Here is a 25,396-nt window from a genome sequence, read left to right as displayed (position 1 = left end):
CAAGTACAAAGAGGTTCTTTTATATCTCCCACTCTATGGTGAGAACTGGAGCATCAACTCCATCATCAGTGCCGTCTACAGTTTCGGCTTCTCGGCCGGCATCATTAGAAGTTACACCTGCGCTTATACCCGTATGGATCATGATGAAGCTCATATTATTTTGTGCAGACCAGTCATCTCTGTTTACAATTTCTTGCACGATAGCTGAAAGGTCCGCTGTTCGCTGAGCGTCTGACTTATCGCCTTCTGCTACCCACACAGGAATAGACCATACCGTATTGGCTGTCGTTCTATCTCGTGTTGAAACATTAAAGTCTTCATCTACAAACTCTGTCGAATTGCCCACATTTTCTCCATATATTGTTAACTCCGCATCCCCTGATCCAGGTGTATCTGTAGTAAACTGAATGCTTGCCGATGTGATGGTGGCATTGGCTGGGATGTCGATGTTGTTAAATCTCAAGCCTATCGTTTGAAGTCCACGATCGGGTGTTCCACCAGTATCAAACTCTCCTAATTCCAAGTCGCTACTATCAAAGTCCAAAGGGCCTGTCGCTCCTTCTTCTACGTCATCATTTGTAGTTGAGATCGCTGACACGACCGTTCCAGAACTTACTTCGTTATTAATGATATTGACAATAAATTCTCTCTTAGTGCTATCTGAATATCCTTGCCCTTCAGGAAGTGATAGAATAATAGCATGATCATCATCCGGATTTAGATTATCAATCAGGGTAATAGCTATGCTTGCAGTAAATATTCCTTCAGGAAAAGTGATATCAAGCCCTCCGACGATTGTATAATCTACTCCTTCAACGGCTGTTCCTCCAAGTGTAAGAGTCGCTGAGTTTCCTCCTTTTATGGAGTTTAACTCAACAATTACGTCAGTTGATTGATCCTCTTTTACACTTACTTCATCTTCCACAAAAAAGATGATATCCAGATCATTTAAAAGAGGCCCAATATTGTCAACCTCACATGAAATAGATGCAAATGCTGCAAAAAGTATGTATATGTATTTTTTCATTTTCTTAAAGTTTTGAGGGGAATTAATAACCGTCGCTTTGTCTCATATTCGGATTTGCAAGGATTTCATCCTGAGGTATCGGAAAGACAAATCGATGATCTCCACTCAGTAATACACAGTTCACTGTTAGGCCTCTGCAATCCGCCCCTCTCTCCACAGAACCATTGATCCTTCTTAGATCAAACCATCGATGACCTTCCACCATGAGCTCCTTTCTTCTTTCTAGCTGGATAGCTTCATCAAGCGCTTCTCCTGTTAAATCTTCATCTACATATCCGGTAATTCTACTTCTTCGTAGTTCATTTAAGTCTGCCACAGCAGCAGCATCTTGCCCTACAATATTTGCATTTGCTTCTGCTCGAATGAGGTACATTTCGCTTAGTCTCAAAATCTTTGCATTGTTTAATCCACTTTGCCCTCCTCTTCCAGGGTATTTGTTTGGCAGATACACATCATCTCCAGGATTTGAGCCGGGATTAAGTAGAACAAATGAGTTGTACCGTACATCATTGACTTGATCATAAAGCTCAGCTGCATCAACGGTCAGTGTAAAAGAAGAGACCCTTCCATTATCTAATAAGCTATTCCCGAGCCTTCCTTCATCAGCAGTAGCAAACCTTACGCTAAAAATGACTTCACCGTCAGCATCATCAGACCACATAGAAGCATATTCAGTTGGATTAGAAAGAGTTCCTGAGCTTATCACTTCTGATGCATAATCTGCTGCATCTTGCCATTGTTCAGCATATAGAGAAACTCTTGCAAGGAGGGCATTAACAGCCCTTAAATCCATAAGATGAGGTCCATCTTCTTGTATTTCTTTGTCAATGTCTCCCAGTAGCACAAGTGCTTCAAACAAATCATCGAATATCTGATCATATACTTCTGAAATAGTTTCTCTGGCTGGAGGTGTAGCACTAAAAGATGTAACAACCGGAACTCCTCTTCTTTCGGAATTTCTTCCATACTCTTCTCCGTAATACCTTAGAAGATCAAAATGTGCGAGTGCTCTTAAAGCATAAGCTTGCCCTTTAATTCTGTTTTTGATTTGACTATCCTCAAACCTATTTGCATTCTCAATGACTGAATTGCTCCTGAAAATAAGTGTATAAGCCTCATCCCAAACATCAATATCATCGCCAGATGAATATTGCCAATTGGCTTCTGTTCTGAATGAACCTCCATTCGTTTGACCAATTCGCAAATTATCGGCTAATAGGTCTGGCAAAAAGAACATAGATTCTTGATACAGGCCATCTCTTCGCAAAGTCGCGTATGCGCCTAGCAGAACTTTTTCAACGTCTTCTATACTCGTTATTGCAATTTCCGCATCCAGTACATCTTGCGGAACAATATCCAAATTCTTATCACATGACAATACCAAGAATGATAGAAGTACTACGTATATGTATTTATAAATTTTCATCTGTTTTTAAAATCAAAATTTCACATCAAAACCTACGGTATAAGTCGTTAAAGCTGGATAATCAGCTCTATAGTCTGAACTGGAATTTTCAGGATCCAGACCTGAGAATGTTGTGAGTGTATATAAGTTCTGCCCCTGGATGAACATTCTGAAATTGGTAATATTCAATTTTTCAGTGATAGACGATGGCAGGTTATAAGAAAGTACCACATTCCTTAATCTCACAAATGAGGCGTCTTCGAGCCACCCAGAATCAAACCTATAAGTGGTTTCTTTTGAAGGATCAGGCAGATCTGTAATGTCCCCTGGTTCTCGCCAAAATCTTAAGGCATTGGTCGAGACGCTACCTCTCGATATCTTGGTAGGATTATCCAGAGACGTCCTGGCAGTGTTAAATATGTGTTGACCTTGAGCGTAAGTAAGAAACACTCTCAACTCCAATCCTTTATAAGAAAAGGTATTGGTAAGTCCTCCAAAAAAATCAGGAGAGTTTCTAGCAATGTTTACTGCGTCTGCCTCATCATATACATCCGTCAGGTTACCGTTCCTATCATACCAAAGTGTCGTCCCATTGGCTGGATTTATGCCTGCACGTCTTACCAGATTGAAAACTCGTATCTCCTTCCCTTCTTCATAAAGAAAGTCCCCTAACTTGAAACTCTCTCCACCAGGTAGTTCTAAAACCACCCCTCTATTTCTTGCTATGTTGAAGTTGGTAGTCCATTGAAAGTTTTTGCTTCTTATGTTATTGGTAGATAAGCTTACCTCAATACCTCTGTTGCGTATACTTCCATTATTTCTACTTTGGGAACTAAATCCAGTTGTTCTTGAAAGCGGAGCATTGATTAAGAGATTTCTGGTTTCCTCATTATACCAGTCTACATTTAATGTGAGAAAATTATCAAAGACAATCAGGTCAAACCCAATGTTAAATTTCTCAGTTTCCTCCCATTTCAAATCAGGGTTTGCAAAATTAGACGCTAGGCCATTTTGTCCATTATACTGCGTTCCGAAATAGATAGCTCTGGCAGAATTTCCAGTTATCCGCTTCCCTACCGTTCCAAAGCTTGATCGAAGCTTCGCAAAATTGATAAAGCGAGCGGATGACATAAATCTTTCTTCAGAAATGATCCATCCAATGCCCGTAGAATAAAAATTACCATATCTATTATTAGCACCAAAGTCCGATGATCCATCACGCCTGATGCCAGCAGTAAAGTTGTATCTACCTAAGTATGAATAATCAAGAGTTCCAAAGTAAGACAGTAAAGCTGTCTCACTTTTACCTCCTCCAAATTCTGGAATGAAGCTATTACTATCTGTACCTTCTGTAGCTCCTGCTATAGTTTCGATTTGATCAAAACCAAATACCTCTAAATTGGTAGACTGACCATTGAAGTAGACATATTCGTGATAAAGTGCAACATTGAATGTATGATCTTCAGTGATGTCAAAATCATATTGAATAGAACTGGTCCCGGTAAAACGAGCTCTTTTTGCAAAGCTTTGTGAAAGTCTTCCCTGAGCTAGTTGGTCACCAGGGTCTCTTAATGTCGCCGAAAAAGAATTCGGATCGATGAAATCAATGTTATCCCGGCGGCTATAATCTGCACCCCAAAATGTTGATACGCTTAAACCTTCCAAGAAAGGCATGTCATATTTTAATTTCAGACTTGCGTTAATCTTTTCTATTGTACGATCCTCATCATTGGTACGAATCCTCTCCAGAATGTTATATGTACTAGACGCTCCAATATCCAGAGGTAATGCAAAATCACCTGTGATTGGGTTAAACGCATAGTCGTAAGGATTACCTCTTATGCTTGTGTAAAATGGATTAGATCTTCCGAAAGTTCCCTCACTCTCACTGTCTTGAGTGTCTGTGTAGCCTAAGTAAAGGTTAGATCCAATGCTAAAATTACCGACTGAATGATCAACTTTTGTTCGAAGAGAATATCGATCAAGCTTAGATCGAATGCTCGTTCCTTCCTGTGAAAAATAAGCTCCTGAGATATAAAATCTTGTTTGATCATTGCCTCCTGAAACGCTAATTTCATGAGATTGAGTGATTGCATCTTGTGTGGTGACATCAAGCCAATCTGTATTTATGTTTTTCAGCGAATCAAGCTGCTCCTGAGGTAATCCAACAGTTGCTCCTATGCCAATCTCGTGTTGTAAATCAATAAGCTGAGCAGACGTCAAAGGTCTCAATCCAGCGTTATATTCAGGTTTGGGGGAAATCCCAAACTGTGCACTGTATTGAATTTTTGCTCTTCCCTTTTCACCTGATTTAGTCGTAATGACTATTACTCCTGATGCACCTCTTGAACCATAAATGGCAGTAGCTGCTGCATCTTTTAAGATACTTACCGACTCAATATCATTGGGGTTAATGGCGGCAAAGTCACCAGATGTAATAGGTAATCCGTCAATAATATAGAGTGGAGCCGATGAAGAATTAATGGACTTTATTCCTCGAATAGTAACTTCTGCTGCTCTTCCAGGCTGGCCAGTTCCTGACTGAACTAGTAATCCAGGTGCTGCACCTTGAAGAATATTATCGAAAGTAGCCATTGGAACCTGCTCGATCTTGGAGCCTTTCACTGTGGCAATTGAAGATGTAAGTTTTCTAGAGTCTCTTTCTGAATATCCTACAACTACTACCTCAGATAGGGCAGCTATGTCTTCTCTTAATTCAACATTGATAAATGTTTGATTAGAGATATTAAATTCTTGTGTTTCGAATCCGGTATATGAATACACCAGAATATCCATGCTGTCTGGAACACTAACACGGTAATTTCCGTCTATGTCAGATGTAGTACCTATTGCTGTCCCTTTTACTAGAATAGTAACACCTAAGAGTGGTTCACCATCGGTAGCTGTAACAGCTCCTTCTATAATTTTACTTTGTGCAAAAGCCGTAGAAATGGAGAGTAACAAAACTGTTTGAATCCACCATCGATAAAGTTTTTTCATATGCTCGCATTATTTGTGGTTAATAGCTAAGTGCTAATTGATGCGAACAAAAATTGAATTTAAATAAGGAAAATGAAGAAAATGTACATACTACATAAGTTCCTCAAAAGGAGCAATTGCATACTACAAATCTACCACCAGCATTAAATAGCCATGTTTTTTATTTAAATAGTATTATTTAGATTAAAATATAGATCGATACATTTGTTTCATTAGAGTCTCTATTGTTAGTAATAGCTTGAAAGGAACTGAACTAAGTCTTCTCCTTTTGGAAGATTTAGTTTCTTTTTAAGTCGATACCGACTTGTCTGAACAGACTTGGGCTCAACATAGAGCATGCTTGCTATTTCCTTAGTGGTTAATTGGAGTTTAATGTATCCACACAAACGCAGTTCTGAAGAAGTCAACATTGGAAAGTCATGTCTAAGTTTCTTGAAGTAATCAGAATGAACATTTTCAAAATGCAACTGCAAATTTTCCCATTCTTTATCCCTAATAGAATAGCTTGAAAGTTTGTGCTTCAGTTGAGTAACAAGATGGCCTGAGCCTTCCCCTTCTTCTAAATTGCTAAGGTCACTTTCAAGATCATGGATAAAACGATTTTTGTTTAACTGCTCCATACTCAGGTTAATAAGTTCTCTATTCTTATTTATTAACTCATGTTTTAAAGCCTCGTTATTTTCTGCAATATTTTTATTTCTTTTCGTTTGACTGTACCAAAAAATTAGTCCAATAACGAGAATAACTGATATTACTCCTATTATGCTATTTACATATAACCTGTTTAATTCAAGTTCCTGATCCTTAACTTGCAATTCTATTTCTTTATCTCTTAGAGATAATTCCGCTATCAGGTCATCAAGTTTTTCATCCAGCTTAGCACCTTCATTTTTCAATATTTGATGTACTTGTTTGGCATCTTTTGCTCCCACTAATTCTAAGGAAAAACTACAATCAGATGTATCACTGTCTTTCTGATGAACTGAAACTGCAAGTACATTTTTTCCTTTTTTCAATAGTTCTGTTTCCAAAACAAAAACGTGAATCTTCTCTTCACCTTCTTTTGATACTCTGACCTCCGCTGTTGTGCCATCAGTGACTCTACCTTCAGGAAGATTAATGCGCCAAATTTCATTTCCATTGAGGTAAATAGCAGCTCCATCATCAACCACAACATTTAAGAGGTAGCCTATGTAAGCTTCTGGTTCTTCCACTTCGAAAACTTTGTAGAAGTAAGAAGTAAGGTATTTATTCTCCTCATCTCCACCATAGCCAATGACTGTAGTCTCATCTCCATCTCCATATCCGAATTCTGCATAGCCTGTTTTCCAGTTGAGCTCCTCGTTAAAGTCACTAAACCATGGTTCATTATCAGGCATTATGCTATCGTAATAAAGCCAAGAAGCTTCTCTTAGAAGGATTACATTATTATCCTCCTCATTAGTTGTCTGCGAAAAACATTTATAACTAAAAAATACAGTTGAGAATAACAGTATTTTAATAGTTTTTGGCAAAAGTTTCATATAAACGGTATTAACCTAAAACAATCCTTACTTATGTTTTAAATCAATTTCGGATCGATGTAGATGCCTCAATATATCAAGATTAACATCCACACAATCAATCTATTTGATAAAAATATATGAACAAATTGAGAACTAGATATTAGCAAATGCTATCTCTGATCTCAATCTCATTGTTAATATCCTTCTACCCAAGACCCGCCTGCTACTTTTATTTGATCTCTGATACTTAACGATTTTTCTCGTTGGGCTTCCAACTTATCGTTCATCTTATTCCATTGATCTTTAATAATATTCATAGTCTCTTTGTGTGTATCCGTTGGACCATAGGCTGATAAAGAAATACCTCTATTCAACGCAAAAAGCCTTCCACCGATATTAGGCTTGCTTTTCTCTCCAATCTGATTCTTGGCTGGATGACCATTAAGTTCAGTGTCAAGTTCATCAAGTTCATTTTTCAAATTCATGATTTCATTTAGTAGATCATTTCCAACATTTGCTTTATTGGCTGCTACAAAAAGTTTACTTGCCATCTTTTGTGCATTTGACAACTGAACAGCAAGCATACTTACATCTCTACTTAGGTCTTCGTATGTTCTCCAGAATGCGACCACTTCGTTCATTGGGCTACCATCTAAAGTACCTTTTCTCAATGGAGCTACTTCTATATTAACCGGATCTGCAAGTTGTGAAAAACTACCTTGCTCGTATTTGTTTAATGTCACAGTATATGTTCCAGGAGCACATAAGAATCCAGTCAGGTTTCCCGTTCCTCCATCCAATGTTAAAGCTTGAGTGCCTCCTACTCTAAGATTCCATGCCACACGATTAAAACCTTTCTTATTTTCTGCTTGCACTCGATTGACCAGATTACCTCCTTGATCTTTAATTTCTAGATACACGAAAGGTTTCCATTCTCTTGTTTCATCTTCAAGCGCATCCCATCCAGGGAAAGAGATGTTTCCTTTTTGTCCCTTCTCTCTCGCCTGACGCTGGCTTTCTAGGCTTTTGATTTCATCTTTCAGGTAGTATGTAAAAACAGCTCCGAAATCCGGGTTGGGTGCTACGTACAATTGTGACCCTTGAGAACCTCTGGCATCATCAAAATCAATCGTTGATCGTTCAATATACCACCATGCTTTTCGAGGTTCAAACAAAGTGGCGGTCTCGCTAATTTGATTTTTATTCACATTTCTCAATGCGCTGTAATCATCCAAGACATAAAACCCTCTTCCAAATGAGGCCGCAACTAAATCATTTTCCCTCCGCTGAATAGCAAGATCTCTAAACGAAATGGTTGGTATTCCTGCAGACATTTCTGTCCAACTCTCACCTCCATCTACAGTTACGTAAACACCAAACTCCGTTCCCGCAAACATCAAGTCCTTATTCACATGATCTTGTACAATTCTCCAAACCAAATTCTTGCTCCCCAGACCATTCTCAATCCTTGTCCAACTAGCCCCTTTATTCGTACTCTTTATCAAGTATGGCCGATAGTCTCCCTCTTTATGATTGTCTAAAGCAGCATACAATGTGTTTTCATCAAAAAGATCTGCCTTAACATCATTCACATAACATCTGGAAGGAACACCCATTGCACTCACTTCTATTTGTTTCCACGATTGCCCTTCATTCTCCGTTACTTGAATCAATCCATCGTCTGTCCCGATGAAAATAACTTGTTCATTCTGAGGTGAAACTGCAATAGAGGTGATGGTATTAAAATTAGACATAGCCCCAACATCCCAAGGAGAATCCCAGCTCTGCGTGCGTCCCATAATTGGCAATGTCACTCGTTCTTGATCACGAGTTAAATCTCCAGACAAAGAAGTCCAGCTATCTCCGCGATTAGTCGACTTCCACAGCCTCTGTGATCCGTGATAGATTGTAGCAGGATCATGCGGCGAAACAAGAATAGGTGCATCCCAATTGTATCGCTCATAGTCTTCGTCAGCTGCGGGTTGGGGCATTACATCTGTTACTTCACCTGTGGCCAAATCCATTCTTGAAAGTGTCCCTTGTTGGCGTTGACCATACATGATATTCGGATTCCCTGGTTCTGTAGCAGGCTGATGGCCATCCCAGTTCAATACTACTTTCCAGTCTGCATTTCGTATTCCGTGATGATTATCTGTTCTGGATGGTCCTCCCTGGGTGCTATTATCCTGCGTCCCTCCATAGACATTATAGAAAGGTTCGGCATCATCTACAGCTACTTTGTAAAACTGCGTGATTGGCAGGTTTTCCATGTATCTCCAGCTTACACCCAGATCAAACGTTTCATAAACACCTCCATCTGTACCAACCAATATATAATTGGGGTCTGAGGCTTTAAACGCAATTGCATGATTATCGCCATGCTTAGCCGTTTCATCCATATTTTCAAATGTCTTACCTCCGTCTTCCGATTTCATCAATCGATTATTCATCATATATAATCGGTCGAATTTGTGAGGAGAAGCATAAATTTCTTGATAGTAATGAGGCCCTGTAGCTCCAGCTACAGCATCTGACATTTTCGTCCAACTTCCTCCACGATTGTCAGACCTCCAAACACCACCAGTCGTTCTATTCAGCTCAATTGCTGCATACAATACATCAGGATTAATTGGAGAAATAGCTAAACCTGTTTTACCCCATTTACCTTCAGGTAGGCCTGTCTTTAATTGAGTCCAGGAATCTCCAGCATCATCACTAACATAAAGTCTAGACTTTTCGCCACCGCCCATCCAGGCTGCAATGGTTCTATGATGCTCCCAAGTCACAGCATATATACGATTAGGATCACGAGGGTCATGAACCATATCTGTCACTCCCGTAAACTCATCATCTCCTAAAGTTTTTTTCCAAGATTTTCCTCCATCTATGGATTTAAAAAATCCGCGATCTCCTCCTTTACTCCATAGTGGCCCTTGTGATGCCACCATAATCACATCAGAATTATCTGGATGAACAATAATCTTTGAGATATGCTCAGAATCTTTCAATCCCATATTTGTCCAGCTAGCACCCCCATTTGTACTTCGATAAATGCCATCACCGAAGCTCATATGCCTGCCTCCTACATTCTCGCCCGTCCCAACCCATACAGTATAAGGATTACTGGGATCTAACGTGACACAACCAATTGAATAGACTGATTGATCATCAAAAACCGGCTTGAAGGTGGTTCCTGCATTAGTCGTCTTCCAAACCCCTCCTGACCCCACAGCCACGTACCACACATTTTCATTTGTGGGATCAATTGCTAAATCAGCTATTCTCCCGGACATGAAGGCTGGTCCTATATTTCGGAATTTGAAATTGGAGAATAGCTTTGAATCTATCGGGTCTGGGTTTGTGCTAGTTGATTTTCTTCGTTGTGCATCTACGCGAAAGCCTATTACCAACATTACTAAAGACAAAAGGGTGAGAATAGAACGATTCATATTTTTAAGGTTTAGGTTTCTTCTAATTTAATGAAGATTGACCGAAAGAAATTAACCTATCCATGAAAGGTTTCTTTGTAACAAGAGTGGCTTATCAAGCTAAAACTCGTCCGAGCATACCCATTCTACGATGTACTTAATTTGGGCTCAAGTCTTTTGTTAGTAACTTTGCGGCCGCAATAAAACATTGCCGCTTTGGGGGTGTTAAGTTGAAAATGAAACAATAGGAGCATGATCAGATACAAATTTGAAAACAAACTTGACAAAGAGTTTGCTGCTGTAATGCGTACACGGGTAAACGCCTATTTTCAGGATAATAAAATCCAACGTGATGCAAACAACAGAATGATCGTTAAGACCTTTTTGATCTTATCCATGTACTTAATCCCCTATTTCTTAATGATTTCATTAGGATTTACAAACTTACCATTGCTGATGGGTCTTTGGATGATCATGGGAATAGGCAAAGCTTTCATTGGAACCACCATCATGCATGACTCAATCCATGGATCATATTTTAAAAAGAAATCAATGAATTCCGTTATGGAATTCTCTGCAGCAATTGTCGGAGTGGACCGACTGATTTGGCACATCCAGCATAATGTGCTTCACCACACCTATACGAACATAGAAGAAACAGACGAGGACATCTTACCAAGGTTTGTTTTTAGATATTCCAAAAATCAACCTCACAAATGGTTTCACAGATTTCAACACATATACGCTCCTATCTTCTACTGTGTACCGTTACTTGAGTGGATCACAACAAAAGACTTTATTAAGGCTTTTGATTACAGACGAGAAGGTCTGATTAAGAAAGTAGATTTTCCTAAAGAGTTTGCAAAGATTGTTTTAAGAAAAGCTTTCTATTGGGCAGTCTTTTTGGTACTTCCTGTGATGCTAATTCCTATTCCTGCATGGATAACCATCTTAATGATCTTTGGATCCCACTGCATTACCGGGATCATGCTAGCCATGATTTTTCAAACTGCACATGTGGTTGAGCCTGCAGAGTTTTTTGAAGCTGAATCTGAACATATGAAGCATAGCTGGGTTGTGCATCAACTCAGAACTACGTGCAACTATGGAATGGATAATAAAGTCCTTTCATGGTTTTTGGGTGGCCTAAATTATCAAATAGAGCACCATTTATTTCCTGATGTTTGTCATGTACACTATCCAGAGATTTCCAAATTTGTGCAACAAACTGTGAAAGAGTTCGATCTGCCTTATTATGCTTTCCCATCATTTGGAGCTGCTGTAACTAGTCATTTCAAGCACATGAAAGAAATGGGTAGTGCAAAAGATTTACAAGTACAGGTAGCCTAGATCTTCAATTCAACATCACAAAAGCTCCCCAATAGTACGGTTCAGGAAATGATTCGCGCAACGTTTTCTGCGCAGCAAAGAAGGCTTCTTCCCTTCTCTTTCCTCCCATCCATTCTTTATAGAAGCTTGTCATCAATTGCATGGTAGCCTCGTCACTTACTTTCCATAAACTCATGATAACAGATTCTGCCCCTGCTACCTGAAAAGCACGCTGTAATCCGTATACGCCTTCCCCTGATTTGATTTCTCCGAGTCCCGTTTCACATGCACTTAATACCACTAAGTCTGTATCTTTTAAATCTAGTGTAATAACCTCATAAGCCGTAAGTACACCATTATCAGATGTGTTAACCTCTGTTCCTTGCGTTGCTTCTCCCATCGTTTGTTCAGCATTTGCAAGCATTAAACCAGAACGTAAGAGCGGATTGTCCTTGGCTTGATTTACTTCTACGCCAAACACCTTGTCACCTGAAGCTTTGCTCTCTGGCAAAAAGAACCCATGAGTTGCAATATGGAGTAAAGAAGGAGAGCTAATTCTTTTAAAATTCTCTTCCGTAGCTTGATTCTGCATATATGTGTTTGTTGCAAAGCCTTTTGTTCGAGTGATTTGACTTACCGCTTCAATTTCAGTCTTTGTTCCCGGTAAGGCAGCAAGCAATCCTTTGGTACCAAAATCAGGATACCCAAAAAAGTCAGCTTTTTTTGATGCAAATTCAGTATTCTTAGATTTCACTAGGTCTCTCGTGCTAGAATACAAATTCAGATTCAATGCATCTGACACAAAAGAACCGTCTGGCCTCTGAAGTGCTCCAATGTTTACCTGAAAATAGACTCCATCTAGAGAAAGATGAATATTCTTTTTTCCCTTTAATTGTTCATCAACTGGTCTCCAGAACTTATCATAAGTGATTCGATCCTGGGCCTTTAGCTTGACCATGTTTAAATATGCTTTGGCATACTTAGTTTCAAGATCCTGGCCATTATCAATTACGACTACCTCTGGATTTACTGAATCAAGAGTCGCTATAAGAAAAGCGTATTTCCTTCCACCAGTAAAGCTTCTATCAAAAACAGGATATCCTACTATCTCTATGGCCGCATCTGCAGACCCAAGTTTAGACTTAACCTCGGTAAGTGAAATAGATGGAAGTTTATTTGACTGAGCAAACGAAGATGAAAGTTGGTTGAGTTTTTTCTCTAAGCTATTTGCTTCGGCTTCAAGAGCTGGCAAATCAATTTCTAGCTCTGTAAGCTGTGCCTTAGAAAAGGAATAGTAATGAATCAAATTCTCTTTTGACTCAACCCATTGATTGTAAGTCAACTTTAACTTTTCATCATTGCTATTTAAGATTTGCTCCCTAACCTTGGTAGATGCACTCAATAAAATCCCTTTTGTCTTTAGGTGAATATTGTACATCTCGGTAAGTAATTCTGGGTTGCTTTTTCCATTCTCTACAGCAAAAGCATAGTACTTCAAGATAGAAGGTCTCACCTTCGCCCAGTACTGTCCTTTCTCATACTCACTCATCGCCCCGAAGTAGTCCTCTACTAGTTGTAGGTTGGAAGATATTACTCTGTTGAATCTATTTGTTGCTTGACTGATGTCTCCTGATTTCCATGAGACTACAGCCATGTCTTCTAACGAGCTCAGATAGTCTGGATGTTTGACACCAAAAAAGTCTTCATATTTGGCATTTACGCTTTCTAGTAATCTCGCAGCTTCACTTAGATTACCCACAAACAATTGATATCTCGCAAGGTTATGCTCTGTCTTTACGTATGCCGGATGATCTCTATTATATTTTTTTTCGAAGATGCTAAGAGCGTCTTTTAAAAGTTGCTCTACCTCATCTGTATTTCCTGATTCCATCAATGTAGCCGCTAAGTAATTTTTTGTATTTCCTACATCTGTTTGATTCTTAGCAAACCTCTTTTCCTTCAACTCAATGATTTTTCTGAAAATATTCTCAGCTACTGCGTATTCTCCAGCACTATAATGAATCAATCCTTGATTGATTTGAAAGCTTACATTATCTCTCCCTTTCGACCTGATTTCCCCAGAAGCCATATCTATCGCTTTTTGTATGGCAGATTTAGCTTCCTCAAATTGTCCTATTTCGTTATATAACAGGGCTTTGTTACTTGTGATAATTGCATGAGATAGAGAACCTATTCGATCATTATTACCAATGATCTTCTCTGCTTCTTCAAAATACTTCTCTGCTTCTGTGTACCTTCCTTGAGATTGGGCTATTACTGCATGATTATTATTTAACGAAGCAAGTGCAATACTTTTTAGCCCAATTTCTTCGCTAAAATAGTTGGTTGTCTGTTTGATTAACTCTTCTGATAAATTGTACTTCCCTTCTGCGTGGGTAAGTATTGAAATATTTGCCACGGTTTTGCCTAAAGCGTATTTTTCTGGCACGTTCAACGTATCCATGTCTACTAAATCCGTAATCACAAATGCAGAATCCAGCAATACCTCGGAGAAACTTAGTTCATTTGTCAGAAGACCTAAGGCCTCAAGAAAACTTGTATACGCAAATGATTGATTCACATAGATAGACATCTCCCCCCCTCTGTTGGAATCAAAGGCTTGCTCATAGATTTCAAGATCTACCGCTTCTACTCCTTCTTCCTCATCTTCATAATTTTTCGCAAATGTTAGCAGTAGGCTTTCCTTTCCCTCCCTATTTGCAAAGAACGAAGCACGATTGCCTTGCGAGAAAATATAGTTATAGTTTGATGTATCTTTTACGAGCTGTTTTTGCCTAAAATCAGCCATTCGATCATCTTTGTTGATCAAGGATTCAGTATCAACATCTTCGACTTGCTCTTCGACAGCTTCTTTTAGTTTTTTAAAGAAGTTTTGAGAAAAAGATGCTATTGATAGCGTCATGAGAATGGTTGCGATTAAGAATCGATTCATAGAGATTAGAAATATTTTGATATAAAGTTAGAATTTTACGAGGAGACAGAAAACTATGAGATTCATTGAGAGCATCCTTTTGAGAGATGGACAATACATCAATCTTGATTTTCATCAAAAAAGGATGAATCAGGTATTTGAAGTGTGTACACCTGAAAACAATTCACATAATCTTTCTCAAATACTTCCTAAGCTAAAGCTGCCTGGGTCATATAAAGTCCGTGTCGTCTATGATATGGATACTGAAGATGCAGAATATGACATTGAGTTTGCAGAATATTTACCTAAAAGAATTGAAACATTAGAGGTAGTCCTGTCAAGGCCTTTTGATTATAACATGAAATATGAAGATCGAGGTAAAATTAATGAGTTAGAAAAAAGGTCTAAGGCTGATGACATCATTATTTCTTTCAATAACATGATCACTGATGGGTCCTACTTTAATTTGGTTTTTTGGGATGGTTCGGATTGGCTTACCCCCAACACTCCGCTCTTGAAAGGTGTAAGAAGAACTCAGCTTCTGCAAGAAAAAAGAATCAAGGAAGTCTCTATCCGGATTGAAGATCTTTTTGCTTTTGAGAAGGTTAGCTTAATCAACGCGATGCTAGATCTTCAAGAGCTAACGGTACCAGTGTCGTCTATTCATTTTCCCAAAAACGACGATTGACCTTGAATATCTCTTTTCTCCGTTCTTTGGAAAAAAGGTTTTTCACTACTCCATGATATACTTCCAACGAATCTCCAGATAACGCTATAACAATGATTGCTAATGTAAAATCAGCTTTATAATTGAAACTTAGCAGTAGGAATATCATCAAAGTAGCTAAGCCCATTACTTCAACAAGCTGAAAAATTTTAGTTATACCATCGTACCATTTGGGCATAGCACCGTAAATGATCTTGAAAAGGAATACATTAACTAAGCAGAAAAGAATTGCAAGAATAATTTCAGCATGCTGTGACATCTGATCGATGTAGTCATCATCCAAAATTTGCGAAATGATATTTGCATGTATTACACCTCCAAACATGTCATTTTTGGCTTTACCCACATAATTTTCATTCATGGGAGTAAAGTAGAAATCTTCCGTTGTTTCAGTATCTCCTAAATATTTACCCATAAAACACATGATGACAATCTTGTCAGCAAAGAGGTCTTCTGTGAAATTCTCATCAAATACATCGTACACATCTAGAGCAAAGTATTTCATCCCATAATTACTTGATGAAAAGCTTATGATATTTCCCTTGTAGTTAACCACTTCTATATCATTATCTCTTGTAACAAATCGCTCAGTTTTCATTGAGTCGTACGCATATGCAAGTCTTACCGGAAAAGCATACCTTGTTTCACCGTCTACTACTTCGGATGGTGTAAATTCTCGACACACTTTTAAGTCTTCCTGTGTACGAGCATTCGTTATAAGATTCACATAACCTAAATAAGCTTGATCGGAGATGTGGCTTTCTGGCTTAATCGTTTGTTCAAAATGATCAAGCTCATCGTTGAAGTCTATGAGTTTTTCACCTACTATTATGTTTTCAGTTTCACTTAATACTCTGGTAAGAGCACTATCCTCTTCAAATGGTAATTGAAGGTCTAACATTACATCCAGGCCGATGACACGTGGATTGTATTTTTTAATGATCTCAATCTGTCTCGCAATCCCTTCACGGCTGAGTGTTCCAATATTGACCATGACTATTCTTTCGTCAGCAATAGGATCTTCACTTAGCTGTGAGAATACAATATCTGTCAATTCAAAATCAGAGAACATATCTCCTATTGGGTCAAACAGATCAAAAACTTTGAAAAATGTAACAGAAGCGAAGACGCCCATGATACTAAATATGAATAGAGAACAGAGGATGGTGTCTCGGATAAATCTTTTCATCCCTTAAAGGAAAGAAAAACTTGTGTCAAAACTTTCAAAAAATCATCCCCTGTCTACCAATTGTATATACCTAAAAACTAAGGCCAAACCTCAGAGCTGGGAACGCTTGTTTGAAACTGTTCGTGAAAATTAGCTCCGGTGTGAAATTTATTCTTGAATCACTTTTTTGCGTAAACAAAGACATCTTAAATGTATGTCCTTCATAAAAATCACCTTCCGAGTGAATGAGATATCCTAAACCGACACCTACCTTATTGCCTCCTCCAAACTTACCTCCACTACCATATTGTAATGTGAAAAAACCAGTAAGAAAACCATTGACATCCGGTTCTGAAGTTGCTATTTCTTCACTCCCAAAGAATAAGTACTGTTGCGTATAAAGTAGCCCAGTTTGAACCTTAATATTTCCAAATCTATCTGGAAAATTAAATCCTAATTTGAAGCCTAGATCTGGAATAAAGCGATCTCTGTAATAACCCATACCTATACCCATGGATAATTCTATTGCATCATTGCCCTCCGATCTGGATGCTATCTGATCGATATTAGCATTGCCATATTTGATAATACCTTTTCCAGTGTACAGGTTACGTCTACCTTGATTTTTATACTTTTGTTCAACCTGATCCCATACTGTTTCAATATTTATTTCCTTTATCTGTTCCAACTCGCTAAGATCATTGACCGAAAACGAGATGGATATTTCGCGTTGATAAATTGTGAATTGAATTCTATCTGACAGCAATTCTTTCATTCCATTGTTTTCTATGATGAAAACATCCGCCGTATTCAACAAAGGGGTTATTTCAATCTTTGCTACCTCTTCTTCTTGCTGCTTTACCTTCATGTATGAGACTTCAATACCTTCATCTCTTGTTGATGACTGTACTGCCGATTCCATCGCCCCAAGAATAGATTTCCAAAGGTCGTTTTTCATATACTCCTTATGATTCCTCATTTCGAAGAAAGCAAATGTCATTTCTATTTGCGAATCTGTTTTCAAAATAAGTGTATCGGGATATGACCTATTTCCTTGAGGTTGTGCAGTGGCATAGAGCCCGCTAAAAAGGAGTATAAATGATATTGAAATTTTATTCATTTTTTTCATAGAGCTTAATTTTTAAAGCTTGATAATTGACTTTTACTTCAGAAGTAGAGGCCTCCAATTGAGCTCGTATGGATACTGTTCTACCAGATTCAATCGATGGCCTCTCGAGACTGGCCTGAATGATTGAAATATCTTTTACCGAGAACTTCGGCTTATGTTTCGTTTCTTTTAACGTGACGACTGGTTTCAGATTTAGTCTCGGTTGACTTACGCCTGCCAATGTGACCAATTCAGTTTTCCTCGTTTCCAGTGATTCAAATTCTTTTGTCCGAGATTCTGCTTGAATATCGCTGCTAAACGCATGTTGATTTTGCACCTCAATATCGATGTGTTGGCTTTCAACAACCTCAACAAGTGTTTGATTATAATCTATCCCATTAGTTTGTTTAAGGAGTTTAATTGGAATAAATGTGAGACATAATAAAAGGCATGCAGCTACCATCCAAAATCTTGAATATCCACTTTTGGCATCAAGTCGGTTTTCTATGCGTAACCATGTTTCATTACCCAACTCAAATCCAAGGTCTTCCTCAGAAATAGCATCTAATTTTTCAGATAATTGATTAAGAGCCATAACCTTCATTTTTTCCGTCCAACATCTCGCGAAGGAGCTTCTTCGCTTTAAATAATTGGGATTTGGATGTCCCAGTAGATACCCCCAATTGCTCGCTTATTTCCTGATGCGAATATCCCTCTACTTCATAGAGATTAAATACTGTTCGATATCCCAAAGGAATGGATCGTATCATTTTCAACAAATCAGCAGTTTGCATTGTAGACAATGGTGAAATATCTACTTCTTTGTCTATATCTTCATTGATGGCAAGCATCTGGATATCCTTGTTTTTCCGAAGCTTCATCAATGATTCATTAACCATAATTCTTTTAACCCATCCAAAAAATGCTTTCTCATTCTCATATGTGAATTTTTTGAGATTCTTGAACACTTTATAAAACCCCTCTAACAGAACATCTTCAGCATCTTCTTTGCCCTTCATGTATCTAAGGCAAATGCCCATCATCGGGGCACTCAATCTCTTGTAGAGTTGCTGCTGTGCTTTCCGATCTCCGGATATACTTTTTTCTATTAGATCTTTGGTATTCAAAAGAAGCATTTGGTAGTAGAATGCAGAACGTCTTGAGATGGTTGTCTGAATTCTAAAAAGAGCCAACTTAATAGAAAGCAAGCTACTAAGGATAAGAAGTATAGAATTGTCCTTTGAGTTAAAGCTTGTTAAACAAAAAAGCCATCCACTTTTCAATGGATGGCTTTACAAAATTTTAGATTGAATAACTATTCGCTAAATATCTTCTCCACGAGAACATTCACCTTGTTATTCATTACTTCAACAACTCCACCTTCTACTAAGATTCGAACTTCTTCTTTCTTTTCGGGGTGATAGCTAATGTCGCCTTTGCCTAACGTTGAAACCATTGGAGCATGATTGTTTAGAATCTGAAAAGATCCATCACTTCCAGGAAAAGAAGCGCTTGTCACTTCTCCTTCGAATACCTTCTCGTCTGGCGTTACTATTTCTAGAAACATACTATTTTATGGTTTGACTTAGGCGTTAGCTTCAGCCATTAATTTCTCTCCTTTTTCAATTGCTTGTTCGATCGTACCAACAAGGTTAAACGCTGCTTCTGGTAGGTGATCTAATTCCCCATCCATAATCATATTAAACCCTTTGATCGTGTCTTTGATGTCTACCAAAACTCCTTGAAGTCCTGTGAACTGCTCTGCCACATGGAAAGGCTGAGAAAGGAATCTTTGTACTCTTCTTGCTCTGTGTACTACTTCTTTATCCTCATCAGAAAGTTCATCCATTCCAAGGATTGCAATGATATCTTGAAGCTCCTTATATCGTTGGAGGATTTCTTTTACTCTTTGAGCTGTATCATAGTGTTCATCACCAAGAATATCTGCACTCAAGATTCGAGAAGTTGAATCCAATGGATCTACTGCAGGATAAATTCCTAACTCAGCAATTTTCCTTGAAAGTACGGTTGTTGCATCTAGGTGGGAAAACGTTGTTGCTGGAGCCGGATCTGTTAAATCATCCGCAGGTACATACACCGCCTGTACGGAAGTAATTGATCCTCGTTTAGTTGAGGTAATACGTTCTTGCATTAACCCCATCTCAGTTGCTAATGTTGGCTGATATCCTACCGCTGATGGCATACGACCAAGGAGTGCAGACACCTCAGAACCCGCCTGAGTAAAACGGAAGATGTTATCAACGAAGAAAAGGATATCCTTACCTTTTCCATCTCCATCTCCATCTCTATAGTGTTCTGCCACAGTCAAACCAGAGAGTGCTACTCGAGCTCTGGCCCCTGGAGGTTCGTTCATCTGACCGAACACAAATGTTGCTTTAGAACCCTTAAGTTTTTCTCTATCTACTTTGGACAGGTCCCATCCACCTGCTTCCATTGATTCTTTGAATTCATCCCCGTAATCAACAATTCCAGCTTCAATCATCTCACGAAGAAGATCATTTCCTTCTCTTGTTCTTTCTCCAACACCTGCAAATACAGATAGACCTCCGTGACCTTTGGCGATGTTGTTAATCAATTCCTGAATTAATACGGTTTTACCCACACCCGCACCACCGAACAATCCAATCTTACCTCCTTTAGCATAAGGCTCGATCAAATCAATCACTTTGATACCTGTAAAAAGTACTTCAGTTGCAGTAGATAAATCTTCAAATTTAGGTGCATCTCTGTGGATTGGCAGGCCATTCGAATTGTCTAGCTGCTCCATACCATCGATAGCTTCTCCAACTACGTTGAAAAGGCGACCTTTGATTGCTTCACCTATTGGCATCTTGATTGGAGATCCTAAGTCAGTCACTTCTGTTCCTCTGCTTACACCATCGGTACTTTCCATCGCGATGGTTCTCACTGATTCCTCACCCAAATGCTGCTGTACTTCCAATACAACTTCTATCCCGTCTGGACGAGTCACTTTTAGTGCGTCCATGATGTTTGGAAGTTTTGATCCCTCAGCACTAAAGCTCACGTCTACTACCGGGCCAATAATCTGGGTTACCTTACCTTTATTTGCCATTATTTCTTGTGGTTATATAAATGGGGTTGTTTGAAATTTGGTGCGAAATTAAAGGAAAAATTAGAAAAGTAATGAGATTTCTTATTCTAAATCGTCCAATAACTTACTTGCCCGCCCAGAATAAAACTGAGATTCTCCTCGAAGATTTTTGAGTGCCTTTTCTGCATCAGAATAGCGACCAAGATTAATCAGTGCAAGTGATTGGTACCAAACAAAATCAGATTTGTATATCGTATTTTGATAAGACATTGATTGAAGTATAGATAGTGCCTTTTCTGCATCATTGATCATGAGATATGAAACCCCCAGGTAAAGTGCAATAACAGGCTCTTTTTCCTTATTAAATATATTTTCCAATGATTCTATAGCAACCTCATAGTTTCCTGAATTGTATGAGGATAGGTCAAGAGGATTCGTTTCCGCTCGACTTGTAATTACATCAGGGTATGGCTCCAGATATGACACTGCTCTCTCTTCCACTGAAAGTGTATCAAAAAATAGAAGATAGATTGAAACAGCTAAAATCGCAGATATAGAAGCCGCTATTAATAAAGGCTTGAAAGACTGTGGCTTTCTTTTTGACTCAATTACTGATCGAACGTTGTTTGAAAACTCAATTGTGTCTTCATCCAATATATTTTTGATTTTTCGACTATGCTCTACTGACTCTCTAAGTTCTTCCTCAAGAGTTATTCTCTGTGCAAATGCTTCCTGCTCAGCTGCATCCATCTTACCCTCAAGAAATCTCAATATGTTTTCTTCTTCCTTCATATTTCCTTTTCTATCAGTTCATCATAGAGAGGATCAGCCTTCACTAATTTAATCAATTCATTCTTGCAATTAAATTTCCTTTTCCTGGCCAATCCATCAGATTTAAACTCCATCAAGTTGACGATCTCTTTCATCGAGAGGCCATTAAAAAAATGAGTTAGAATTTTTCGACACTCCTCTGTCAGCTTTGCAAAGTTTCTTTTGTAAACTTGGTCAATTTCTGCGTCTATAACCAGTTTATCTACTTCAACATCATCTTTAGGAGATATTTCTTCTTCTGCTGTAAAATCTGTAAAAACATGGCGATTTCTGGTTCTCAACTTATGTAACCACATCTTCTTAGCGACTCCAAAGACATAGGTAGAAAGTTTGCAATGAATTTCAAACTCAGGGTCTTTTGATTTCTGAAAAAGCACAACTAATGCGTCTTGAAAAGTATCCTCAGCCTCTTTTTCAGTGCCCGAGTTTTTCCTGATCCAGTTAGCTATGGATGGAAAACACTCATCATAAATAGACTCAATGATTCCACGGTCCCCCTTCCTAATTCTTACTAAGTCAGTCAATGGTTTTATATAGCTTGGTTCGAGATTATAACCGTTCAAATAAACCAATACCCGTGCCACTTTCCTAATTTTTTTTCGTAACTAAATAGACTTTTCCTATTTATTGAGTTTAGCAGCATAATGTTCCTGCATTTATAATCATTTCTTACGAAAAAGTATAGAAATATCTATATCGTAGAGCACTGAGGTAAAGGATTTAAGATTTAGACTTGTTCTTTCAACACACAAAATATTTTGAACACATCTATCATTAATCGATATCGTATCACAATCCTCCTATTAATCACCTTTTCAATTATTAATGGTGTCTATTCTCAATCCCCAATTGACACGAAATTTGATCAAGCTCTAAAACTGAAACAAACTAAAAATTTTCGTGATGCTGCATTAATGTATCGCAGTATCTATCAAGTTTCGCTAGATGAAAACAAACATATCCCTGCGTTAGAGGCAAAAATTCGAGAATCTGAGTGTTACTGGATGATTTACGATCTTGAGCAAGCAATCAAGGCTAATAAGGTAGTCAGGGAACTAATAGAAACGGGAGTTGAATTCAAAGACCAGTTTGAATACCAGGTTCTTTACAACGATGGAGCTATCGAACACTTACGAAAAAACTATGCGATTGCCATTGCTAATTTCCAGGAAGCTATATCCTTATTGAAACGAAATAGTCTTGAGCCTGAAGAATGGGAAGCTAGAATCAGGCAATTGCTGACCATAAGTTTATATGACGAAGGTCATCTGGATTCAGCCATTGAATCTGCTGAAATATTTTATGATTTACAGGAAAAAAGATTATTCAAACAGAAGAAAGACGTAACAGCAGCTACTCTCTTAGAAATGAGAGTAAGTATTGGAAACCTCCACATTGAACGAGGCAATTATTATGAAGCAAAAAACTGTTTCAAGCAAGCGATTGATTTGTGTGAAGACCATGAACTAAACCATCTATCTGGATACCCGAGAGCATTGTATGGTAGTTCACTCGCATATATAGGGGCTGTCCAAGAGGGGTTAGATATTATTCAGGGAGAAGTGAAAAAAATGGCAAGTTCAAAAACACTTACCCATCCGAATAATATTATGTCACTGGCATTGCTTGCCGAAGTTCTCATGAAAGACGGACAGCTTATAGGAGCAGAAGTGGCAATAGATCAATTTATCAATTACTCCTCTGACATTTTCAATCCATTCCTCAATGCTACTGGCACTTACATCAAGGCTGAGGTACTTTATCGAAATAACCAATTAGACAAGAGTCTTAAATATTTTGATAAAACAAGGAATCTTTTAACTGAAAAGGTTCCTAATTCTGTGATGATACCATTGTCATTTAAGAGAATGGTTGAGATACTCTTTAAAAACGGAAATGATTCGAAAGCCTTGTCTTTGCTGAAAGAATCAAAAGAATTTGTAGAAAGCACTCACGGAAAAAGTAGTAGTAATTGGTTTGGGCTGGAGATGATACGAGCCGACTTATTGATAGAAAATGGTAATCTGGACTCTGCTGAATCAACTTTACAAGGCATTATTGATCTAAACAGACATGCTGGGGTTCAGGGATTTCAAATATTATCAGACCCCTGGTATCAAATGCTATCCCTAAAGAAACTTGCTGAAATTCACGCTCTTAAAGGGGGAAGGTTGAATATCGAGAAAGGGCTTAAACTGCTTTTCGAGGGAGACTCGCTAGTAGATCACTTACGCTACACATACAATAACTATCATGACAGAATGAGTTTAAACGACTCGGTTAGCAATTTTTACAATTTCGCTATTACTTATTGTGAGAAAAATTCTAAAAATGACTCTATTGAAGCTCGTCATATCTATCATTTTCTAGAAAGAAATAAAGCCATTACGCTTTATCAGCATTTACAAAATAAAAGGAATGTTAAGAATGAGTTGCAGGAAATCTCAAAGCTCCATGATTTAGAAAATGACTTAGGGTATCATGTCAGCAAGGTTTATTCCAGCAAAAGTGGAAAATCCGATAATTCAAGAAAAAAAGCTTTAGCAATTCAATCAAAAATAGATGTGCTTAGGCAACAACTAAAAAAAGATGGATCTCTAGGAATACATCGATATATGCGACCATCGGATCCGAGCAAAATCCAAAAAGGTCTTGATGAAAAAGAGCTTATCATTTCTTATTCAGTAGGAAGTGAATATATATATGCGCTCATAATGGATCGGAACGAGTATTCCTTTAAGAAACTTGTATCTAAAAAAGAAATATACACCTCGATAAATTCTTTCCTACAAAAAATGAGCCCGGCAAGCCTTGACACTGATTCTGCTATTCTGGACTATAAAAGTGATGCTTATACGCTATTCGATCAGTTGCTTGAACCCGTCCTCAGAAAAAAAGCTTATGAAAAGCTGATTATTATTCCGAGTGGCGAATTATCAAAAATCCCATTTGAAGCATTAGTAAGCAACAAGCAGGGAAATTCGTTTAAATCCCTTTCTTATGTAATCAAAAGCTATGAAGTAACATATGCTCACTCTTTTACACTTCTTGACTTCTTAAAAAGCAGAACAGTAAATACCAATCAAAAAGTTTTTGCTTTAGCCCCAACATTCACAAACAATCAAGAAGAAATTGCTGGTCTCAATGCAACTGAAAGATCTGAGCTAAGCGTGCTTCCCTATGCTCAGGAAGAAGTGAGAAGCATTGAGAAATATTTTCCAACAAAACTATTTATTGGTGCCCTGGCAACTGAAGAGTCGGTGGTATCAGATGCTGATGAATACGGAATCATTCATATTGCTTCGCACAGTCTAGTGAACACGAAAGAACCTCTTAACTCAAAAATTCTTCTTACGAAAAGTGAAGCAAACCCTGTATCCGATGGGTTGCTACATGCGTATGAAGTTATTCAGCTTGATTTGAACTCAGAAGTAGTTGTTTTAAGTGCTTGTAATACCGGAGTTGGAAAAATCAATAAAGGTGAAGGAGCACTCAGTCTAGCTTTAAGTTTTTTTTATGCAGGAGCGAAATCAGTATTGATGAGTCAATGGCCTGTCAATGACTTAAGTACTTCAAAATTGATGGAGGCTTTTTACAAATACCTAAGCAGTGACTTCAGCAAAAGTGAAGCGTTAAGAAAAGCAAAACTAGACTACTTGAAAGAAGCAAACGAAGCACTAGCACATCCCTACTATTGGGGTGGATTTGTATTGGTAGGAGACCCTGATCCATTAACTTCAAATAAGAAAAGATTATGGTTATTTACAACTGGCTTCCTAATGCTACTATTTATCTCCATTATTGTTTATAGGAGATTTAGTTAAAATACAACTACATTTTTACCAAACAACTTTCAAGTATAA

Annotated in this window: 17 protein-coding genes; 3 read left to right on the top strand and 14 right to left on the bottom strand. The window is 38.1% G+C overall.

Going from position 1 to position 25,396, the window contains the following annotated elements:
* Positions 1-19 precede the first annotated feature (19 nt).
* The 5 genes from ABJQ32_18735 to ABJQ32_18715 all read right to left on the bottom strand — a co-directional run bounded on the left by ABJQ32_18735 (position 20) and on the right by ABJQ32_18715 (position 10,386).
* Positions 20-1,027 (bottom strand): hypothetical protein, encoded by a 1,008-nt coding sequence (locus ABJQ32_18735; GenBank protein MEP5291700.1) that lies wholly within the window; start codon positions 1,025-1,027, stop codon positions 20-22.
* Positions 1,028-1,049: 22 nt separating this feature from the next.
* A complete protein-coding gene (locus ABJQ32_18730; protein MEP5291699.1) occupies positions 1,050-2,453 on the bottom strand; it encodes a RagB/SusD family nutrient uptake outer membrane protein in 1,404 nt (467 codons plus the stop codon).
* Positions 2,454-2,465: 12 nt separating this feature from the next.
* A complete protein-coding gene (locus ABJQ32_18725; GenBank protein MEP5291698.1) occupies positions 2,466-5,432 on the bottom strand; it encodes a TonB-dependent receptor in 2,967 nt (988 codons plus the stop codon).
* A gap of 227 nt (positions 5,433-5,659) precedes the next feature.
* Entirely contained in the window at positions 5,660-6,955 is a 1,296-nt protein-coding gene (locus ABJQ32_18720) for a hypothetical protein (protein MEP5291697.1), read from the bottom strand.
* A gap of 176 nt (positions 6,956-7,131) precedes the next feature.
* On the bottom strand, positions 7,132-10,386 hold the full coding sequence (locus tag ABJQ32_18715; protein MEP5291696.1) for a hypothetical protein: 3,255 nt from the start codon (positions 10,384-10,386) through the stop codon (positions 7,132-7,134).
* Positions 10,387-10,617: 231 nt separating this feature from the next.
* Between ABJQ32_18715 and ABJQ32_18710 the strand changes: the two genes are divergently transcribed.
* Positions 10,618-11,715 (top strand): acyl-CoA desaturase, encoded by a 1,098-nt coding sequence (locus ABJQ32_18710; protein ID MEP5291695.1) that lies wholly within the window; start codon positions 10,618-10,620, stop codon positions 11,713-11,715.
* A 4-nt stretch (positions 11,716-11,719) separates the two neighbouring features.
* Here the strand turns inward: ABJQ32_18710 and ABJQ32_18705 are convergent, their stop codons facing one another.
* Entirely contained in the window at positions 11,720-14,647 is a 2,928-nt protein-coding gene (locus tag ABJQ32_18705; protein MEP5291694.1) for a CHAT domain-containing tetratricopeptide repeat protein, read from the bottom strand.
* A 55-nt stretch (positions 14,648-14,702) separates the two neighbouring features.
* On the opposite strand from ABJQ32_18705, the gene ABJQ32_18700 reads away from it, so the two are divergent.
* Positions 14,703-15,314: an aminotransferase class IV gene (locus tag ABJQ32_18700; GenBank protein MEP5291693.1), complete on the top strand. Its 612-nt coding sequence runs from the start codon at positions 14,703-14,705 to the stop codon at positions 15,312-15,314.
* On the opposite strand, the gene ABJQ32_18695 is transcribed toward ABJQ32_18700, so the two are convergent.
* The 8 genes from ABJQ32_18695 to ABJQ32_18660 all read right to left on the bottom strand — a co-directional run bounded on the left by ABJQ32_18695 (position 15,286) and on the right by ABJQ32_18660 (position 22,117).
* Positions 15,286-16,542 carry a CHASE2 domain-containing protein gene (locus ABJQ32_18695; GenBank protein MEP5291692.1) on the bottom strand — a complete coding sequence of 419 codons (1,257 nt, stop codon included), beginning with the start codon at positions 16,540-16,542 and terminating at the stop codon, positions 15,286-15,288. The genes ABJQ32_18700 and ABJQ32_18695 overlap by 29 nt on opposite strands.
* Before the next feature lie 70 nt (positions 16,543-16,612).
* Positions 16,613-17,650 carry a hypothetical protein gene (locus ABJQ32_18690; protein MEP5291691.1) on the bottom strand — a complete coding sequence of 346 codons (1,038 nt, stop codon included), beginning with the start codon at positions 17,648-17,650 and terminating at the stop codon, positions 16,613-16,615.
* Positions 17,634-18,224: a hypothetical protein gene (locus ABJQ32_18685; GenBank protein MEP5291690.1), complete on the bottom strand. Its 591-nt coding sequence runs from the start codon at positions 18,222-18,224 to the stop codon at positions 17,634-17,636. The genes ABJQ32_18690 and ABJQ32_18685 overlap by 17 nt, the downstream gene beginning before the upstream one ends.
* Positions 18,214-18,837: a sigma-70 family RNA polymerase sigma factor gene (locus ABJQ32_18680; protein MEP5291689.1), complete on the bottom strand. Its 624-nt coding sequence runs from the start codon at positions 18,835-18,837 to the stop codon at positions 18,214-18,216. Before ABJQ32_18680 ends, ABJQ32_18685 begins: the two co-directional genes overlap by 11 nt.
* Before the next feature lie 107 nt (positions 18,838-18,944).
* Positions 18,945-19,196 (bottom strand): ATP synthase F1 subunit epsilon, encoded by a 252-nt coding sequence (atpC, locus tag ABJQ32_18675; protein ID MEP5291688.1) that lies wholly within the window; start codon positions 19,194-19,196, stop codon positions 18,945-18,947.
* Between the two features lie 18 nt (positions 19,197-19,214).
* Positions 19,215-20,723: a F0F1 ATP synthase subunit beta gene (gene atpD / locus ABJQ32_18670; protein ID MEP5291687.1), complete on the bottom strand. Its 1,509-nt coding sequence runs from the start codon at positions 20,721-20,723 to the stop codon at positions 19,215-19,217.
* A gap of 81 nt (positions 20,724-20,804) precedes the next feature.
* Positions 20,805-21,494 carry a hypothetical protein gene (locus tag ABJQ32_18665; GenBank protein MEP5291686.1) on the bottom strand — a complete coding sequence of 230 codons (690 nt, stop codon included), beginning with the start codon at positions 21,492-21,494 and terminating at the stop codon, positions 20,805-20,807.
* Positions 21,491-22,117 carry a sigma-70 family RNA polymerase sigma factor gene (locus ABJQ32_18660; GenBank protein MEP5291685.1) on the bottom strand — a complete coding sequence of 209 codons (627 nt, stop codon included), beginning with the start codon at positions 22,115-22,117 and terminating at the stop codon, positions 21,491-21,493. The genes ABJQ32_18665 and ABJQ32_18660 overlap by 4 nt, the downstream gene beginning before the upstream one ends.
* A 174-nt stretch (positions 22,118-22,291) precedes the next feature.
* Between ABJQ32_18660 and ABJQ32_18655 the strand changes: the two genes are divergently transcribed.
* Entirely contained in the window at positions 22,292-25,357 is a 3,066-nt protein-coding gene (locus tag ABJQ32_18655) for a CHAT domain-containing protein (GenBank protein ID MEP5291684.1), read from the top strand.
* Positions 25,358-25,396 lie beyond the last annotated feature (39 nt).

The organism is Marinobacter alexandrii (assembly GCA_039984955.1).
Taxonomy (GTDB): Bacteria; Bacteroidota; Bacteroidia; order Cytophagales; family Cyclobacteriaceae; genus Ekhidna.
Note: the sequence above shows the minus strand (reverse complement) of the source record. Positions and strands in the feature narration are given on the sequence as shown.

What these genes read in the sequence shown, in the direction of transcription:
- atpD (MEP5291687.1), bottom strand. Translation starts at nt 20,723, where the DNA reads ATGGCAAATAAAGGTAAGGTAACCCAGATTATTGGCCCGGTAGTAGAC.
- ABJQ32_18690 (MEP5291691.1), bottom strand. Translation starts at nt 17,650, where the DNA reads ATGAAAAAAATGAATAAAATTTCAATATCATTTATACTCCTTTTTAGC.
- ABJQ32_18735 (MEP5291700.1), bottom strand. Translation starts at nt 1,027, where the DNA reads ATGAAAAAATACATATACATACTTTTTGCAGCATTTGCATCTATTTCA.
- ABJQ32_18665 (MEP5291686.1), bottom strand. Translation starts at nt 21,494, where the DNA reads ATGAAGGAAGAAGAAAACATATTGAGATTTCTTGAGGGTAAGATGGAT.
- ABJQ32_18725 (MEP5291698.1), bottom strand. Translation starts at nt 5,432, where the DNA reads ATGAAAAAACTTTATCGATGGTGGATTCAAACAGTTTTGTTACTCTCC.
- ABJQ32_18695 (MEP5291692.1), bottom strand. Translation starts at nt 16,542, where the DNA reads ATGAAAAGATTTATCCGAGACACCATCCTCTGTTCTCTATTCATATTT.
- ABJQ32_18700 (MEP5291693.1), top strand. Translation starts at nt 14,703, where the DNA reads ATGAGATTCATTGAGAGCATCCTTTTGAGAGATGGACAATACATCAAT.
- atpC (MEP5291688.1), bottom strand. Translation starts at nt 19,196, where the DNA reads ATGTTTCTAGAAATAGTAACGCCAGACGAGAAGGTATTCGAAGGAGAA.
- ABJQ32_18720 (MEP5291697.1), bottom strand. Translation starts at nt 6,955, where the DNA reads ATGAAACTTTTGCCAAAAACTATTAAAATACTGTTATTCTCAACTGTA.
- ABJQ32_18685 (MEP5291690.1), bottom strand. Translation starts at nt 18,224, where the DNA reads ATGGCTCTTAATCAATTATCTGAAAAATTAGATGCTATTTCTGAGGAA.
- ABJQ32_18705 (MEP5291694.1), bottom strand. Translation starts at nt 14,647, where the DNA reads ATGAATCGATTCTTAATCGCAACCATTCTCATGACGCTATCAATAGCA.
- ABJQ32_18710 (MEP5291695.1), top strand. Translation starts at nt 10,618, where the DNA reads ATGATCAGATACAAATTTGAAAACAAACTTGACAAAGAGTTTGCTGCT.
- ABJQ32_18715 (MEP5291696.1), bottom strand. Translation starts at nt 10,386, where the DNA reads ATGAATCGTTCTATTCTCACCCTTTTGTCTTTAGTAATGTTGGTAATA.
- ABJQ32_18730 (MEP5291699.1), bottom strand. Translation starts at nt 2,453, where the DNA reads ATGAAAATTTATAAATACATATACGTAGTACTTCTATCATTCTTGGTA.